Origin of the sequence: Halomonas sp. DP1Y21-3, assembly GCF_019801245.1 — a bacterium.
GTDB lineage: Bacteria > Pseudomonadota > Gammaproteobacteria > Pseudomonadales > Halomonadaceae > Halomonas > Halomonas litopenaei.
On sequence record NZ_JAHVJM010000001.1, the window covers coordinates 762,354 to 775,968 of the forward strand.

14 protein-coding genes are annotated in these 13,615 nt (G+C 63.6%); 8 read left to right on the plus strand and 6 right to left on the minus strand.

Translation table 11 applies throughout. From position 1 onward, the window contains the following. Positions 1-256: 256 nt before the first annotated feature. Genes KUV74_RS03250 through KUV74_RS03275 form a run of 6 tightly spaced genes read left to right on the plus strand, consistent with a single transcriptional unit; the run spans position 257 to position 6,119 of the window. The gene (locus tag KUV74_RS03250; RefSeq protein WP_222515622.1) at positions 257-3,109 is read left to right on the plus strand and encodes a monovalent cation/H+ antiporter subunit A; all 2,853 of its coding nucleotides are present in this window, start codon (positions 257-259) and stop codon (positions 3,107-3,109) included. A 1-nt stretch (position 3,110) separates the two neighbouring features. Further along, complete coding sequence (locus KUV74_RS03255; RefSeq protein WP_045992127.1) at positions 3,111-3,455, plus strand: Na+/H+ antiporter subunit C; 345 nt, start codon at positions 3,111-3,113, stop codon at positions 3,453-3,455. Next, entirely contained in the window at positions 3,452-4,960 is a 1,509-nt protein-coding gene (locus tag KUV74_RS03260; protein ID WP_108448056.1) for a monovalent cation/H+ antiporter subunit D, read from the plus strand. The genes KUV74_RS03255 and KUV74_RS03260 overlap by 4 nt, the downstream gene beginning before the upstream one ends. Then, complete coding sequence (locus KUV74_RS03265; RefSeq protein WP_045992129.1) at positions 4,957-5,457, plus strand: Na+/H+ antiporter subunit E; 501 nt, start codon at positions 4,957-4,959, stop codon at positions 5,455-5,457. Before KUV74_RS03260 ends, KUV74_RS03265 begins: the two co-directional genes overlap by 4 nt. Then, a complete protein-coding gene (locus tag KUV74_RS03270) occupies positions 5,451-5,720 on the plus strand; it encodes a K+/H+ antiporter subunit F (RefSeq protein ID WP_045992130.1) in 270 nt (89 codons plus the stop codon). Before KUV74_RS03265 ends, KUV74_RS03270 begins: the two co-directional genes overlap by 7 nt. 15 nt (positions 5,721-5,735) lie before the next feature. After that, entirely contained in the window at positions 5,736-6,119 is a 384-nt protein-coding gene (locus tag KUV74_RS03275) for a Na+/H+ antiporter subunit G (protein WP_045992131.1), read from the plus strand. A gap of 227 nt (positions 6,120-6,346) precedes the next feature. On the opposite strand, the gene hemH is transcribed toward KUV74_RS03275, so the two are convergent. Next, complete coding sequence (gene hemH / locus KUV74_RS03280; protein WP_108448054.1) at positions 6,347-7,417, minus strand: ferrochelatase; 1,071 nt, start codon at positions 7,415-7,417, stop codon at positions 6,347-6,349. 108 nt (positions 7,418-7,525) lie between these two features. On the opposite strand from hemH, the gene KUV74_RS03285 reads away from it, so the two are divergent. Together KUV74_RS03285 and KUV74_RS03290 are read left to right on the plus strand one after the other, a co-directional pair. Continuing rightward, positions 7,526-9,106: a cryptochrome/photolyase family protein gene (locus KUV74_RS03285; RefSeq protein ID WP_222515623.1), complete on the plus strand. Its 1,581-nt coding sequence runs from the start codon at positions 7,526-7,528 to the stop codon at positions 9,104-9,106. After that, the gene (locus KUV74_RS03290) at positions 9,103-9,483 is read left to right on the plus strand and encodes a thiol-disulfide oxidoreductase DCC family protein (protein ID WP_222515624.1); all 381 of its coding nucleotides are present in this window, start codon (positions 9,103-9,105) and stop codon (positions 9,481-9,483) included. Before KUV74_RS03285 ends, KUV74_RS03290 begins: the two co-directional genes overlap by 4 nt. A gap of 141 nt (positions 9,484-9,624) precedes the next feature. On the opposite strand, the gene KUV74_RS03295 is transcribed toward KUV74_RS03290, so the two are convergent. From KUV74_RS03295 to KUV74_RS03315, 5 genes are all read right to left on the minus strand, one after another. Next, positions 9,625-9,927: a DUF6482 family protein gene (locus tag KUV74_RS03295; RefSeq protein WP_045992135.1), complete on the minus strand. Its 303-nt coding sequence runs from the start codon at positions 9,925-9,927 to the stop codon at positions 9,625-9,627. Positions 9,928-10,323: 396 nt separating this feature from the next. Next, entirely contained in the window at positions 10,324-10,617 is a 294-nt protein-coding gene (locus KUV74_RS03300; RefSeq protein WP_045992136.1) for a hypothetical protein, read from the minus strand. A 78-nt stretch (positions 10,618-10,695) separates the two neighbouring features. Then, on the minus strand, positions 10,696-12,084 hold the full coding sequence (gene dnaB / locus KUV74_RS03305; RefSeq protein WP_045992137.1) for a replicative DNA helicase: 1,389 nt from the start codon (positions 12,082-12,084) through the stop codon (positions 10,696-10,698). 209 nt (positions 12,085-12,293) lie between these two features. Continuing rightward, entirely contained in the window at positions 12,294-12,740 is a 447-nt protein-coding gene (gene rplI / locus KUV74_RS03310) for a 50S ribosomal protein L9 (RefSeq protein WP_045992138.1), read from the minus strand. 16 nt (positions 12,741-12,756) lie between these two features. Beyond that, a complete protein-coding gene (locus tag KUV74_RS03315; RefSeq protein WP_222515625.1) occupies positions 12,757-13,608 on the minus strand; it encodes a hypothetical protein in 852 nt (283 codons plus the stop codon). Positions 13,609-13,615 lie beyond the last annotated feature (7 nt).

A 13,615-nucleotide genomic window follows, 5' to 3' on the forward strand; every position in this document is an offset into this window, starting at 1 on the left:
CGACGGAGGCATTGCCCTACTGCATAGCGATAATATATAGGCCTTGTACACTACATGTACAATTTTTAGAGCGCCTACGGCTATCACGTTGAATCCGCACGGGGCAGCGGTCCGTCCATCTTTCGGGTAAAGTGGGTCGGCGCTTCAGGGTGAGCTGATCAACACCCCTGGCGGTAGGCCAAGGCATTGTGAGGGCTCGTGTTTTCAGACCATCGCGGCGCTCACCACGTTCAAGGACAGGCAGGATGACCGACAGATGACTTTGCTATGGATTCCCTTGCTCCCCCTTCTCGGTGTGCTGGTCCCCGCATTGACCGGATCTAGAGGCCGCCCTCTTTGCACCCTCGCCACGGCGGTCCTTCCCGCCATTGCCCTGGCCATGACCCTGGCCCAGCTACCCGCCCTGGGTGCCGGGGATATCCCTCGGGTCTCCCTGAGCTGGGTGCCCCAACTGGGGCTGGACCTGGCCTTTCGCCTCGATGGCCTGTCACTGCTGTTCAATGTGCTGATCCTGGGCATCGGCCTGCTGATCATCCTGTACGCCCACTACTATCTCGACCCCAGCGAGAACTACGCCCGCTTTTACGCCTACCTGATCCTGTTCATGGCCTCCATGGTGGGCATCGCCATGGCCGACAACCTGCTGGTGCTGTGGTTCTTCTGGGAGTTGACCAGCCTGTCATCCTTCCTGCTGATCGGTTTCTGGTCACACCGCTCGGAGGCGCGCAAGGGCGCGCGCATGGCGATGACGGTCACCGGCGCCGGTGGCCTCGCCCTGCTGGCGGGCTTTCTGCTGCTGGGCGATATCGTCGGCAGTCTCGACATGCAGGTGGTGCTGGAAAGCGGCGAGACGATCCTGGCCGACCCGCGCTACCCGCTGATGCTGGTCCTGGTGCTGCTCGGCGCCTTCGCCAAGTCCGCCCAGTTCCCGTTCCACTTCTGGCTTCCCCATGCCATGGCGGCACCGACTCCGGTGTCTGCGTACCTGCACTCCGCCACCATGGTCAAGGCGGGGATCTTCCTGATGGCGCGCCTGCATCCCGCCATCGCCGGCAGCGAGCTGTGGTCGGCCATCGTGACCGTGATCGGTATCGTCACCATGGTGTATGCCGCCTGGTTTGCTCTGATCAAGGCGGATCTCAAGGGTATCCTGGCGTTCTCCACCGTCAGCCATCTGGGCCTGATCACCGTACTGCTGGGCATCGGCAGTCCCATGGCGGTCCTGGCGGCGCTGTTTCATATCCTCAACCACGCCACCTTCAAGGCCGCACTGTTCATGTGTTCGGGGATCATCGACCATGAGGCCGGCACCCGCGACCTGGCCCGGCTGGGCAAACTGGCCAAGGCGATGCCGGTCACCTGCGTGGTGATGAGCATCACCGGCGCCGCCATGGCGGGCGTGCCGCTGTTCAATGGCTTCATCTCCAAGGAAATGTTCTTCACCGAGGCCCTCGAGACCCACGCCTTCGGTGGCCTCAGCCTGGTGCTGCCGGTACTGGCCACCATTGGCGGCGTGCTGTCGGTGGCCTACTCCGCGCGGCTGGTCCACGCGGTGTTCTTCTCCCCTCCGCGCCACGCGCCGCCCAAGACGCCGCACGAGCCGCCCCATCTGATGCGGGCTCCGGCGGAGCTGTTGGCAGTGCTGTGTATCCTGGTCGGCCTGTTCCCGGCGCTGATGGCCACCTGGCTGATGGCGCCTGCGGTCGAGGCGGTGCTGCTCGAGCCGCTGGAGTTCCACCTGGCCCTGTGGCACGGCTTCAACCTGCCGCTGGCGATGAGCGCGGTGGCACTGGTCGCCGGCGTCATCACCTATATCCTGCATCGCAAGATTCGCCAGTTCGTGCGGGACTTCCCGCCGCGTGATGCCAGCCGTATCTTCGAGGGTGTCATCCAGTGCATCGGCGATCGCGCCGAGCGCATCACCGAATGCGTCGACAACGGCTCGCTGCAGCGCTTCATGACCCTGCTGCTGACCGCCTCCCTGGTGGTCGGCGCCATCGGTCTGGCCCAGATGGATACCCTGACCGGGGCCAAGGGCAACCAACCGGTGGACAGCGTGCTGCTGGTCGGCGCCCTGCTGCTGGTGTTCACCGGCATTGGCACCGCCATTACCCATCGCCATCGTCTGATCTCGCTGCTGATGCTGTCGGTGGTGGGCCTGCTGGTATCGCTGACCTTTGCCCGCTTCTCGGCACCGGACCTGGCGTTGACCCAGCTATCGGTCGAGGTGGTCACCATGATCCTGCTGATGCTGGCGCTGTTCTTCCTGCCCCAGAAGACCCCTCGGGAATCCACCCCGGCGCGGGCGCTGCGCGACCTGGTGCTGTGTACCGGTCTGGGCGGGGTGATCGCCGGACTCAACTACACCGTGCTGACCCGCGACACCGAAAGCATCTCGGACTTCTTCCTCGACAACAGCGTGCCCGGCGGCGGCGGCCACAATGTGGTCAATGTCATCCTGGTCGACTTCCGTGGCTTCGACACCCTGGGCGAGATCACGGTGCTGGCGATCGCCGGTCTCGCCATCTTCAAGCTGCTCAACCGTCTGCGCCTGTTCATGCCTCACAGCGACAGCGAGGGACGCATCTGGGCACCGGACCGCTACCCGATGATTCTGACCACCATCTCCCAGACGGTACTGCCGCTGGCACTGCTGGTGTCGGTGTTCATCTTCCTGCGTGGCCACAACCAGCCCGGTGGCGGCTTTATCGCCGGCCTGATCACCGCGGTGGGATTGATCCTGGTGTACATGGCCCGGGGCGTTGCCTGGACCCAGAAGCGTCTCGACTTCCCCTACCAGCCGGTGGCGATCCTCGGCGTCGGTGTCGCCGCCCTGACTGGCTTCGGCAGCTGGCTGTTCGGCGCACCCTTCCTGACCTCGTCCTTCGGCCATTTCCATATCCCGCTGATCGGCGATATCGAACTGGCCACCGCGATGCTGTTCGATCTCGGTGTCTATCTGGCGGTGGTCGGTGCGACCCTGATGATCCTGGCCAACCTGGGCAAGGTGACCACCCCCCACCGTCCGGCCAAGGAAGACCATGACGCGACGGAACGCGGCCTGCACCGCACCGACGACCCCACCCCCGACGGCAAGGAGACCGTGTGACATGGAAATGCTCTATGCCATAACGACCGGCGTGCTCGCCGCCAGTGGCCTGTATCTGATGCTGCGCGGCCGAACCTTCCCAGTGGTGGTCGGTCTGACGCTGCTCTCCTACGCCACCAACCTCTTTCTGTTCTCCATGGGCGGACTGACCACCGGTGGTTCCGCCATCATCGACGGCAAGAGCGACTACAGCGATCCGCTGCCCCAGGCGCTGGTGCTGACCGCCATCGTCATTGGCTTCGCCATGACCGCCTTCGCGGTGATCCTGGCGATGCGTGCACGGGGCGACATGGGCAATGACCACGTGGACGGGCGCAAGGCCGAGGACAAGGAGGAGCGACGCTGATGTCCCACCTGATCGTGATGCCCATCGTGCTGCCGCTGGCAGCAGCGGTGGCGCTGCTGCTGACCCGATTCGGCAATGCCACGCTCAAGCGTGGTCTCGGCCTTGCCACCACCCTGGCGCTGCTGGTGATCAGCGTGATGCTGCTGCGCCAGGCGGCCAGCGGCGAGATCCAGTACTACGCCCTGGGCAACTGGCAGCCGCCCTTCGGCATCATCATGGTGCTGGACCGGCTATCGGCGCTGATGCTGTTCGTGACCTCGATGCTGGCGGTTGGTGCGGTGCTGTTCGCCTGCGGCGGCGACGACGAGAAGGGCAGCAACTTCCACGGCCTGTTCCAGCTGCAGCTGATGGGAATCAACGGCGCCTTCCTGACCGGCGACCTGTTCAACCTGTTCGTGTTCTTCGAGGTGCTGCTGCTGGCCTCCTACGCCCTGCTGGTCCACGGTGGTGGCAAGGCGCGCATCCAGTCGGCGGTGCACTACGCCGTGCTCAACCTGGCCGGATCGGCGCTGTTCCTGTTCGCCGTGGGGCTGCTGTACGGGGCTACCGGCACCCTCAACATGGCGGACATGGCCCAGGCGGTGAGTCAGCTGCCGGGAGAGCGTCAGGGCATGGTCGTCGCCGGCGCTCTGCTGCTGCTGGTGGTATTTGGCCTCAAGGCGGCGGTACTGCCACTGTATTTCTGGCTCCCGCGGGCCTACGCCAGCGCGCCGCCGCCGGTGGCCGCCCTGTTTGCGGTGATGACCAAGATCGGCGTCTACGCCATCCTGCGGGTCTACTGGCTGGTCTTCGGCGACCAGGCAGGCCCCCTGGAGGCGCTTGAGCAGAGCTGGGTGTGGTGGCTGTCGCTCGGCACCCTGGCGATTGCTGGTGTCGGCGTGCTGGCCGCCCGCGACCTGCGTCTGCTGGTGGCCTATCTGGTGCTGGTATCGGTGGGCACCCTGCTCGCCGGCGTCGGCATGCGCTCCCCCGAGGCGGTGTCGGGCCTCCTGTTCTATCTGGTGCACACCACCCTGGTCACCGGCGGGCTGTTCCTGCTGGCGGACATGATCGGCGTCCAACGTGGCAAGGCCGGTACCCGCCTGGTGCGCGGCCGGATACCGCGCAACGCCACGGCGCTGGGCCTGATGTTTCTGATCGGGTCCATGGCGGTGGCGGGCCTGCCTCCGCTGTCCGGGGCGCTGGGCAAGGTCATGCTGATGAACGCCGGCGACAGCGCCCAACGTCTCTGGTTCTGGCCTCTGCTGCTGGCCACCGGCCTGTGCGCCATTGTGGCGCTGTCGCGGGCAGGGTCCACCCTGTTCTGGCGCAGCCAGGCCAGCGATGACGGCGATTCGCTGTCCCCCTGGCAGTGGGCGGGCACCGGCTGGCTGCTGGCATCATCGCCGTTGCTGGTGATCCTGGCCGGCCCCCTGGCCGGCTACACCGAGGCCACGGCAGAACAGTTGAGCGACCCGCAACCGATGATTCAGGCCGTTCTGATCGATCAGGGAGACGCCCAATGAACCGACGCACTCGCTCACTACTGCCGACACCGCTGCTCAGCCTGCTGCTGCTGGTCGTGTGGCTGTTGCTGGTCAACACGGTCTCGGTCGGTCACCTGCTGCTTGGCGGCTTTCTGGCCGTGCTCATCCCCTGGCTGACCTACCCCTTCTGGGACATGCAGCCCGGTGTAAAGAAGCCCTGGAAACTGCTGCGCTTCTTCTTCCGGGTGATCGGTGACATCGTGGTGGCCAACATGCAGGTGGCCTGGATCATCATCAATCCCTGGCGCCGCACTCGGCCCCACTTCGTCGAGTATCCGCTGATGCTCGAGGAGCGATTCACCATCACCCTGCTGGCCAGCACCATCACCCTGACCCCAGGAACGGTGTCGGCCAACCTGCGCATGGACGGCAAGACGCTGCTGATCCACGCTCTGGACGTGCGTGACGAACAGACCCTGATCCGCACCATCCGCGAACGCTACGAGCAGCCGCTGAAGGAGATCTTCGAATGCTAGACACCGCCTTGACCATCAGTTTGGCGCTGGTCTGCCTGGCGCTGCTGCTGAACCTGTTTCGCCTGACCGTGGGCCCGGACATGCCCGACAGGATCCTGGCGCTGGATACCATGTACGTGAACTCCATCGCCCTGATCATCCTGATGGGAGTGTGGCTCAACTCCAAGACCTACTTCGAAGCCGCGCTGCTGATCGCGCTGCTCGGCTTCATCAGCACCATTGCCGTCTGCAAGTATCTGCTGCGCGGCGATATCATCGAGTAACTTCGGGAGAATTCCATGTTCTACGTCATTCTCGAGGGGCTGATCTCGGTGCTGCTGATCGCCGGCGGGCTGTTTGCCTTCATCGGCTCGCTGGGCATGGCCCACCTGCGGGACTTCTACATGCGCCTGCACGGCCCGACCAAGGCCACCACCCTGGGCATGGGCTGCATCCTGTCCGGCTCCATGGTGTACTTCAGCGCCACCCAGGAAGGCACCCACCTGCAGGAGATGCTGATCACCCTGTTCCTGTTCATCACCGCCCCGGTAAGCGCCCACATGTTGGCCAAGACTGGCCTGCACCAGCGCCTCAAGTATCTGGACAAGACCCGCGGCAAGCCGCTCGAATTCCGTGAGGAAGAGGTTGGGGATAAGCCGGTGCCCCACCCCGACCGAGACTAAGGCTTGTTCGAAAAGTGCCTGCGCTCGGTAATACGGCGTTAAAAATCAGGTCAAAATGCTCATTTACACCTCGTAAACTGCGCTTTCTCACCGATTTTTGCCTTGTCTAACCATCGCTCGCCGGCTTTTCGTACAAAGCCTGGGCATCATGCAAGCCAGACACGAAACGGGCAGCCCATGGGCTGCCCGTTCTGTGTCTGGCTATCGTGGCGCGAAAGGCCGAGCGATCAGATCCAGCCGCCCAGTTCGCGCTTGACGATATCGGCCAGCACCGCGATATGGTCGTCGCGATCGTTGAGACACGGAATGTAGATGAAGTGCTCACCGCCGGCCTCCATGAAGGCGTCGCGGATCTCTTCCTCGATCTCTTCCAGGGTCTCCACGCAGTCGGCGCTGAAGGCGGGGGACAGTACGGCGATACTCTTGTGCCCCTGACGCGCCAGCTCCGCCACCTTGTCGACGGTGGCGGGGCCCACCCATTCTTCAGGCCCGAACTTGGACTGGAAGGCGGTAACCACTTCGTCCTCGGCGTGCCCCAGCCGTTCGCGCAGCAGTCGCGTGGTCTTCCTGCACTGACAGTAGTAGGGGTCGCCTTCCTCCAGAAAGCGCTTGGGTACGCCGTGATAGGACGCCACCACCACCGAGGGCTGGTGCGTCTCGTTCTCCAGGCGTTCGCTGACAGAGGCTGCCAGGGCCTCGATATAGCCCGGCTCGTCGAAGTAGGCCGGCACCGTTCGCACCGATGGCTGCCACTTGCGCTTCATCAGCTGGCGGAAGAACTGATCGCAGGCGGTGGCAGTGGTGGGTGAGCCGTACTGGGGATACAGCGGGAAGAACAGGATACGCCGACATCCCTTCTCCTCCAGCTCCTTGAGCGCCTTGTCGGTGGAAGGATTGCCGTAGCGCATGCCGAAGCTGACCTCGATCGAGTCCCCCAGCTCAGCGCGCAGCCGCGTCGACAGCTTCTCGCTCTGGCTTCTGGTGATGGTCAGCAATGGACTCTCGTCCTTGTCGGTGTTCCAGATGCTGCGATAGGCCGCCCCGGAAGCAAATGGCCGGCGACTCAGGATGATCAACTGCAGCAGTGGCTGCCAGAGCCATCGCGGATAGTCGACCACTCGCTGGTCCGACAGAAATTCGCTGAGATAGCGGCGCATGGACCAGTAGTCGGTATCGTCCGGCGTACCCAGGTTGGCGACCAGCACGCCGATCTTTTCACGTGCGACGGCGGGGTGGTCGACCGGCGCCTGCTCCGGGCGATGGGCCTCCACCACTGAGGGGGGAACGGACTGATCCATGAAGGTGACTTCCTCTTGGTAGCGAATGCACAAAGCCTATCACCGGTGGGTATCAGGCTCGAATGAAGTGTTACTATGAAGAGGATTTGTACAATTTTTGGTGAACCCATGTCCAGATCCTTGATCCTGATCACCGGCGACCAGTTGAGCCTGGACCTCGGACTCTTGCAGACCGCTGGCGACGACGACGTCGTCGCGCTGTGCGAGGTCGCCGAGGAAGGCCGCTACGTGCCGCATCATCCTCAGAAGATCGCCATGATGCTGTCGGCCATGCGCCACTTCGCCGCCACTCTTCGCGACAAGGGCTATCGCGTCCACTACAGCGCCCTCGATGATCCGGACAACGCCCATGGCCTGCTGGCGGAGGCGGAACGCCTCGCGCAAGCCTACGACTGTTCGCGGATTGTCACCACAAGGCCCGGCGAATGGCGCCTCCTGGATGCCATGGAGCGCCGCCAGGGCGGGATACCCTGGCAATGGGTCGAGGACGACCGCTTCTACTGCACGCCTGGTGAATTCGGCGACTGGTTGTCCCATCGCCGGCAGCCTCGCATGGAGGGCTTCTATCGACTGATGCGTCGCCGCACCGGCCTGCTGATGGAGGGCGATGAACCCATGGGCGGCCAGTGGAACTTCGACAAGGACAACCGACGGCCCCTGCCCCAGCACTACACGCTGCCCAAGCCTCCCCGCCACACCGTCGACGACATGACCCGTGAGGTGCTGACACTGGTGGAGGAACACTTCGATGAACACTTCGGTCGTCTGGATGGCTTCCACTGGCCGGTCACCCGACGCCAGGCGCTGGTCGATCTCAGACACTTCATCGATCACCTGCTGCCGAGCTTCGGTGACGTCCAGGACGCCATCAGCGACAGCGATCCCTTTCTCTTCCACTCGCGCCTGTCCGCTCCCATGAACCTTGGCCTGCTCAGCCCGAGAGAGGTCTGCGAGGCCGCCGAAACCGCTTATCTCGAGGGGCATGCACCGATCAATGCGGTGGAAGGTTTTATCCGCCAGATCCTCGGCTGGCGAGAGTACGTCAGGGGCATCTACTGGACCCGTATGCCGGACTACAAGAGCTATAACGCCTTGCAGGCCCGCAGGGGTCTACCCCACTTCTACTGGAGCGGTGACACCGACATGCGCTGTCTATCCCGCGCGATTGGCATGACCCGGGACAACGCCTACGCGCACCATATCCAGCGTCTGATGGTGACCGGCAACTTTGCTCTGCTGTGCGACGTCAGCCCCGAGGCCCTGTGCGACTGGTACCTGGCGGTCTACGCCGACGCCTGCGAATGGGTCGAATTGCCCAATACGCTTGGCATGGTGTTGCACGCCGACGGTGGACTGATGGGCTCGAAGCCCTACTGTGCGTCAGGCAAGTACATCGATCGGATGTCTGACCATTGCCGCCACTGTCGCTATGACGTGAAAAAGACCCTGGGCGAAGACGCCTGTCCCTTCAACAGCCTCTACTGGGACTTTCTCGAACGTCACGCCGACACCCTGGCGAGCAATCCTCGCATGAAGCTGATCTATGGCTCGCTGCGCCGCATGAGCGATGACAAGCGCAGCGCCATGCGCCGCCAGGCCACGTCCTTTCTCGACAACCTGGCATGCGAACCGAGCTACGGTCAGGGTCCCCACCGCGACGGCTATCGACCTCAGGGAGCGAATCCATGAATCGGTTCGAGACACTCGCCACACCGCTTGCGCTGTTTCATGATGGTCAGTGCCCACTATGCCGCAAGGAGATCGCCTGGCTGAGGCGGCATCCGCGCAGCCGGCTGATCCACTTTATCGATATCCGCGACGACGATTTTTGCGCCGAGGCCTGGGGCCAGCGCTTCGATGACATGCTGGGCAAGCTGCACCTGCGCGACGCCACAGGTCGCTGGTTCATCGGCATGGATGCCACTCGCGCATTGTACGCGACGCTGGGTCATCGCCGTTGGGTGCAGCTAAGCAGCGTACCCGGTTTGCGTGGACTGCTGGACATCGGCTATCTGGGCTTCGCCCGACTGCGCCCCTGGCTAACAGGGACTCAAAGGAAGCAATAAGGCAGGTCGACACCGCCAAGGGCCCTGGCAGCTTGCGCCAGGGACTTGTTCGGTGAACGTGGGTACATCAGTGGCAAGGCAGAGACGGCGAGACTGCCGTCGAGAGGGTTCCAGCACCAGGGTGGTGTGGAACGATGTCACTCAAAACACCAGGGGCATACGTGAGGCCAGCGGTTCGGCATAGTGGGCCTCGCGACCGATCACCTCGTCGTGGGCCACGTGCTGGACCAGGTAGGCGCGGTGGATACCGGCACGCTTGAGCTCCAGGTAGACGTCGTCCAGCGAGCGGAACAACACCGGCTTGCCGCGGCGGCAGAGCATCTTGCGGGCACCTTCCACGTCTTCCAGTTCGACCTGGTAAAAACGGCTGCCGGCATGGCCGATCACGCGAATCTCGAAGTTGTCGTGGCGGCCGACAAAGGCCTTGAGATCATTAATTTCCATCGTATCTTTCGCCTCTTTTCATCCTGTCGCGACGGGGGTCCTGTGGCCCCCGCCCTCCTTATGTGACGACACTACGGCGACGAGCGTGCCGATGATATTTCGGCAGACCATGACGCTCGTTTCATTTCCCTGTGCCGCGCATGTGACTCTCTGATCATGGCACAGCCTGGGCCCTTCGGGTGACATTCCCGTGACGGTGTGAAGAATTTCTCTGATCTGGATACATATTGGCCGTTTCGCGCGCACAGCGGGTTAAACGACCTCCATGATCGCGGCGGAGAAAAGGGGGTCTTCAGCGGCAGGCAGCGCCTTTGCGGTAGGAAGAGGAGAGCTTGAAGGAGGGAAAACGAAGGCCCGCGACACGAATGCTCGCGGGCGACGGATCCGGCGGTGAGACTACTGGTAGTCGGAGGGATCGATGGCCTTGCCCAGGGAGTTGCGGTCGACCCAATTGCCGGCCTTGGTCTCCTTGTAGCGAAACACTACCTTGTCGCCGATCTGCACCGGCAGCTCGGAGTCTTCTGTCTGGTAGCTGTAGTCCACGCCGTCCACTACCAGGTGATAGCGATACAGGTCGGGCATGCCGAGCCATTCCTTGAACGGGCCTTCCCGTTCCACCGAGGTCAATTCGCCACGGGCTTCCAGCTTGGGCGCGCGACGGCGATTGCCGCGTCGAAATCCGCCTGCCATGTCAGGTCTCCTTCACTGTGTCTGTCGAAATCGCAAGGGGCGGCATTATACGAGCCCGTCGGTCAGGCTCAAGCACGTTTATTCGCCGAAGGTATCACCGTAGCTGTCCGGCGCCAGATCCTCGAAGCGGGTGTACTTGCCGATGAAGGCCATGTGCACCGTCCCGATGGGGCCATTACGCTGCTTGCCGATGATGAATTCGGCGAGTCCCTTGTTGTCGGGATTATCCGGGTTGTAGACCTCATCACGATAGACGAAACCGATCAGGTCGGCGTCCTGCTCGATGGCCCCGGATTCACGCAGGTCCGACATCACCGGACGCTTGTTGGGGCGCTGCTCCAGCGAGCGGTTGAGCTGCGACAGCGCAATCACAGGGCAGCCGAACTCCTTGGCAAGCCCCTTGAGCGAGCGCGAGATCTCCGAAATCTCGCCGGTACGGTTGTCACCGAACCCCGGCACCTGCATCAACTGCAGGTAGTCGATCATGATCATCGCCAGGTTGCCGTGCTCGCGCACCACGCGACGCACCCGGGAGCGCATCTCGTTGGGCGACAGCGCAGCGGTGTCATCGATGAACAGTTGCTTGTCCTTGAGCAGGTTGACCGCCGAGGTCAACCTCGGCCAGTCCTCGTCCTCGAGCTGACCGGAGCGCACTCGGGTCTGGTCGATACGCCCGAGTGACGACAGCATGCGCAGCATGATCGAGTCCGCCGGCATCTCCATGGAGAACACCATCACCGGCTTGTCGCTGGACACCACCGCGTGCTCCACCAGGTTCATGGCGAAGGTGGTCTTGCCCATGGACGGGCGGCCGGCGACGATCACCAGGTCGGAGGGCTGCAGCCCGGAGGTCATGTCATCGAGATCGCGAAAGCCGGTCGACAGGCCGGTCATCTCGCCTTTCATGTTGAACAGCTCGTCGATGCGATCGACGGCCTTGGTCAGCAGCTCGCTCATGCCGATGGGGCCGCCGGCCTTGGGGCGGTCCTCGCTGATCTGGAACACCAGCCGCTCGGCCTCGTTGACCAGCTCATCGGCAGGACGCCCATTGGGGCTGAAGGCGCCGTCGGCGATCTGGTTGGCCGCCTGGATCAGCTTTCTCAGGGTGGCGCGTTCGCGCACGATGTCGCCATAGGCGCGGATATTGCTGGCCGAGGGAGTGTTGCGGGCCAGCTCCGCCAGGTAGGCGAGCCCACCCACGGTGTCGAGCTGGTCGCGCCCCTCCAGGGCCTCGGACAGGGTCACCACGTCCAGCGGACGGCTCGACTCGGCCAGCGCCACCATGGCGTTGAACACCAGGCGATGCTCGTAGCGATAGAAGTCGTCGGCCACCAGCCGGTCGGCGATATTGTCCCAGGCCTGATTGTCGAGCATCAGGCCACCCAGCACCGACTGCTCGGCCTCCACCGAGTGCGGCGGAACCTTCAGCGCCGCGGCTTCACGATCGATGGTCTGGACGTCACTCATGCGCTTGTCTCTTCGCTGTTGTTCACGGCGCCATGCCACTGGATCCAGGCTGTGTCCGAAAAGTCGACGAGCGCAGCCACTCTCCAGACAAGCCTTAGTCTACCCGAAGCCGGGTCCGTCGCACGATCACCCGTGCAGGCGATCGCGAGCCACAAAAAAGGGCGCGGGATGTGACTCCCGCGCCCTTGCCACTGCCGTGGGAGACGACCTTACTCGGCCACCACCACCACGCGTACGGTGGCGTCGACGTCGGCATGCAGGTGCAGCACGATGTCGTATTCGCCGGTCTGGCGGATCGGGCCTTCCGGCATGCGGACTTCGCTCTTGGCGACGTCGATACCGGCGCTGGAGATCGCCTCGGCCAGGTCACGCGGACCGATGGAACCGAACAGCTTGCCTTCGTCGCCAGACTTGGCGACCAGAGACAGCTCGATGTCGTTGAGCTGCTCGGCGCGAGCTTCGGCTTCGGCCTTGCGCTCGGCGGCCTGAGCTTCGAGCTCGGCACGCTGGGCTTCAAAGGCAGCGATGTTGTCCTTGGTGGCCGGTACGGCGAGACCGTAGGGCACCAGGTAGTTGCGGCCGTAACCAGGCTTGACGGTGACCTTGTCACCGAGACCGCCCAGCTTGCCAATGTTGTCGAGCAGAATGACTTCCATCTCGTAAACCTCTATGTCAGTTGCTGTGACCCAGACGCCCGCGGAAGTCCGCGAAGGTATCGATCAGGGCCACAACCAGCACGATGAGAATCATGGGCCAGGTGGTGATCAGCAGCAGATAGAACGCGACCAGCCACAACCCGTTCATTCCCTTACGTCCAACTACACCATGTGTCAGGCCGATGCCTGCCATCAGCAGCGGAATCCAGGCCAGCATGCCGATCCCGGGGAGACCCAGCAGGGTGCCGGCGATCACCAGCACCACCAACAGGATCAGCTCCCTCGGGGTGAGCCGCAGGGCGTGGAACTCTTCCCGGAAACCTCCCGGGTTGTAGAGCCCCGCCTGCCAGCTGCGTGCCAGGGCCAGACAGGCCACCGCAGCGAGCATCACCACCAGACCGGTGACACCGCTGATGACCAGCTCGGCCAGCCGACTGGCGTCGAGCCCCTGGGCAGCCAGCTCGTCGAGCATGGCCGCCACCTCGGAGGAACTCTGGCGCAGCTGCTCCAGCATCAGGGCGGTGTCTGCCTTGGGCAGGAACACCCCCAACTGGATCATCGCAGCGCCGGCCAACGACCCCAGGATCAGCGCCTCGCCCCAGCGCATGCGGGAGCGCAGCACGATGGCCATCAACAGCGCCAACAGGGTGGTCGCCAGAGGGATCGGATCTCCCTGGGTCCACCACCAGCCTGCCGGCACCGCCGCGGCGGCGATCACCGGCATCGCCGGTGCCATGCCCTTGCGCAAGGTCACCAGAGCGGCAATCGCCGCCCCGAACCAGAACAGCCAGGGCACCGCAGACGCCACCAGCGCGACCAGGGTCGCCTGGGGCATGCCTTTCATCGACCATCGGGCGACGGGCAGCATCGGCGAC

What these genes read in the sequence shown, in the direction of transcription:
- KUV74_RS03300 (WP_045992136.1), bottom strand. Translation starts at nt 10,617, where the DNA reads ATGGCAGGCGGATTTCGACGCGGCAATCGCCGTCGCGCGCCCAAGCTG.
- KUV74_RS03295 (WP_045992135.1), bottom strand. Translation starts at nt 9,927, where the DNA reads ATGGAAATTAATGATCTCAAGGCCTTTGTCGGCCGCCACGACAACTTC.
- hemH (WP_108448054.1), bottom strand. Translation starts at nt 7,417, where the DNA reads ATGGATCAGTCCGTTCCCCCCTCAGTGGTGGAGGCCCATCGCCCGGAG.
- KUV74_RS03290 (WP_222515624.1), top strand. Translation starts at nt 9,103, where the DNA reads ATGAATCGGTTCGAGACACTCGCCACACCGCTTGCGCTGTTTCATGAT.
- KUV74_RS03250 (WP_222515622.1), top strand. Translation starts at nt 257, where the DNA reads ATGACTTTGCTATGGATTCCCTTGCTCCCCCTTCTCGGTGTGCTGGTC.
- rplI (WP_045992138.1), bottom strand. Translation starts at nt 12,740, where the DNA reads ATGGAAGTCATTCTGCTCGACAACATTGGCAAGCTGGGCGGTCTCGGT.
- dnaB (WP_045992137.1), bottom strand. Translation starts at nt 12,084, where the DNA reads ATGAGTGACGTCCAGACCATCGATCGTGAAGCCGCGGCGCTGAAGGTT.
- KUV74_RS03270 (WP_045992130.1), top strand. Translation starts at nt 5,451, where the DNA reads ATGCTAGACACCGCCTTGACCATCAGTTTGGCGCTGGTCTGCCTGGCG.
- KUV74_RS03275 (WP_045992131.1), top strand. Translation starts at nt 5,736, where the DNA reads ATGTTCTACGTCATTCTCGAGGGGCTGATCTCGGTGCTGCTGATCGCC.
- KUV74_RS03255 (WP_045992127.1), top strand. Translation starts at nt 3,111, where the DNA reads ATGGAAATGCTCTATGCCATAACGACCGGCGTGCTCGCCGCCAGTGGC.
- KUV74_RS03265 (WP_045992129.1), top strand. Translation starts at nt 4,957, where the DNA reads ATGAACCGACGCACTCGCTCACTACTGCCGACACCGCTGCTCAGCCTG.
- KUV74_RS03315 (WP_222515625.1), bottom strand. Translation starts at nt 13,608, where the DNA reads ATGCTGCCCGTCGCCCGATGGTCGATGAAAGGCATGCCCCAGGCGACC.
- KUV74_RS03285 (WP_222515623.1), top strand. Translation starts at nt 7,526, where the DNA reads ATGTCCAGATCCTTGATCCTGATCACCGGCGACCAGTTGAGCCTGGAC.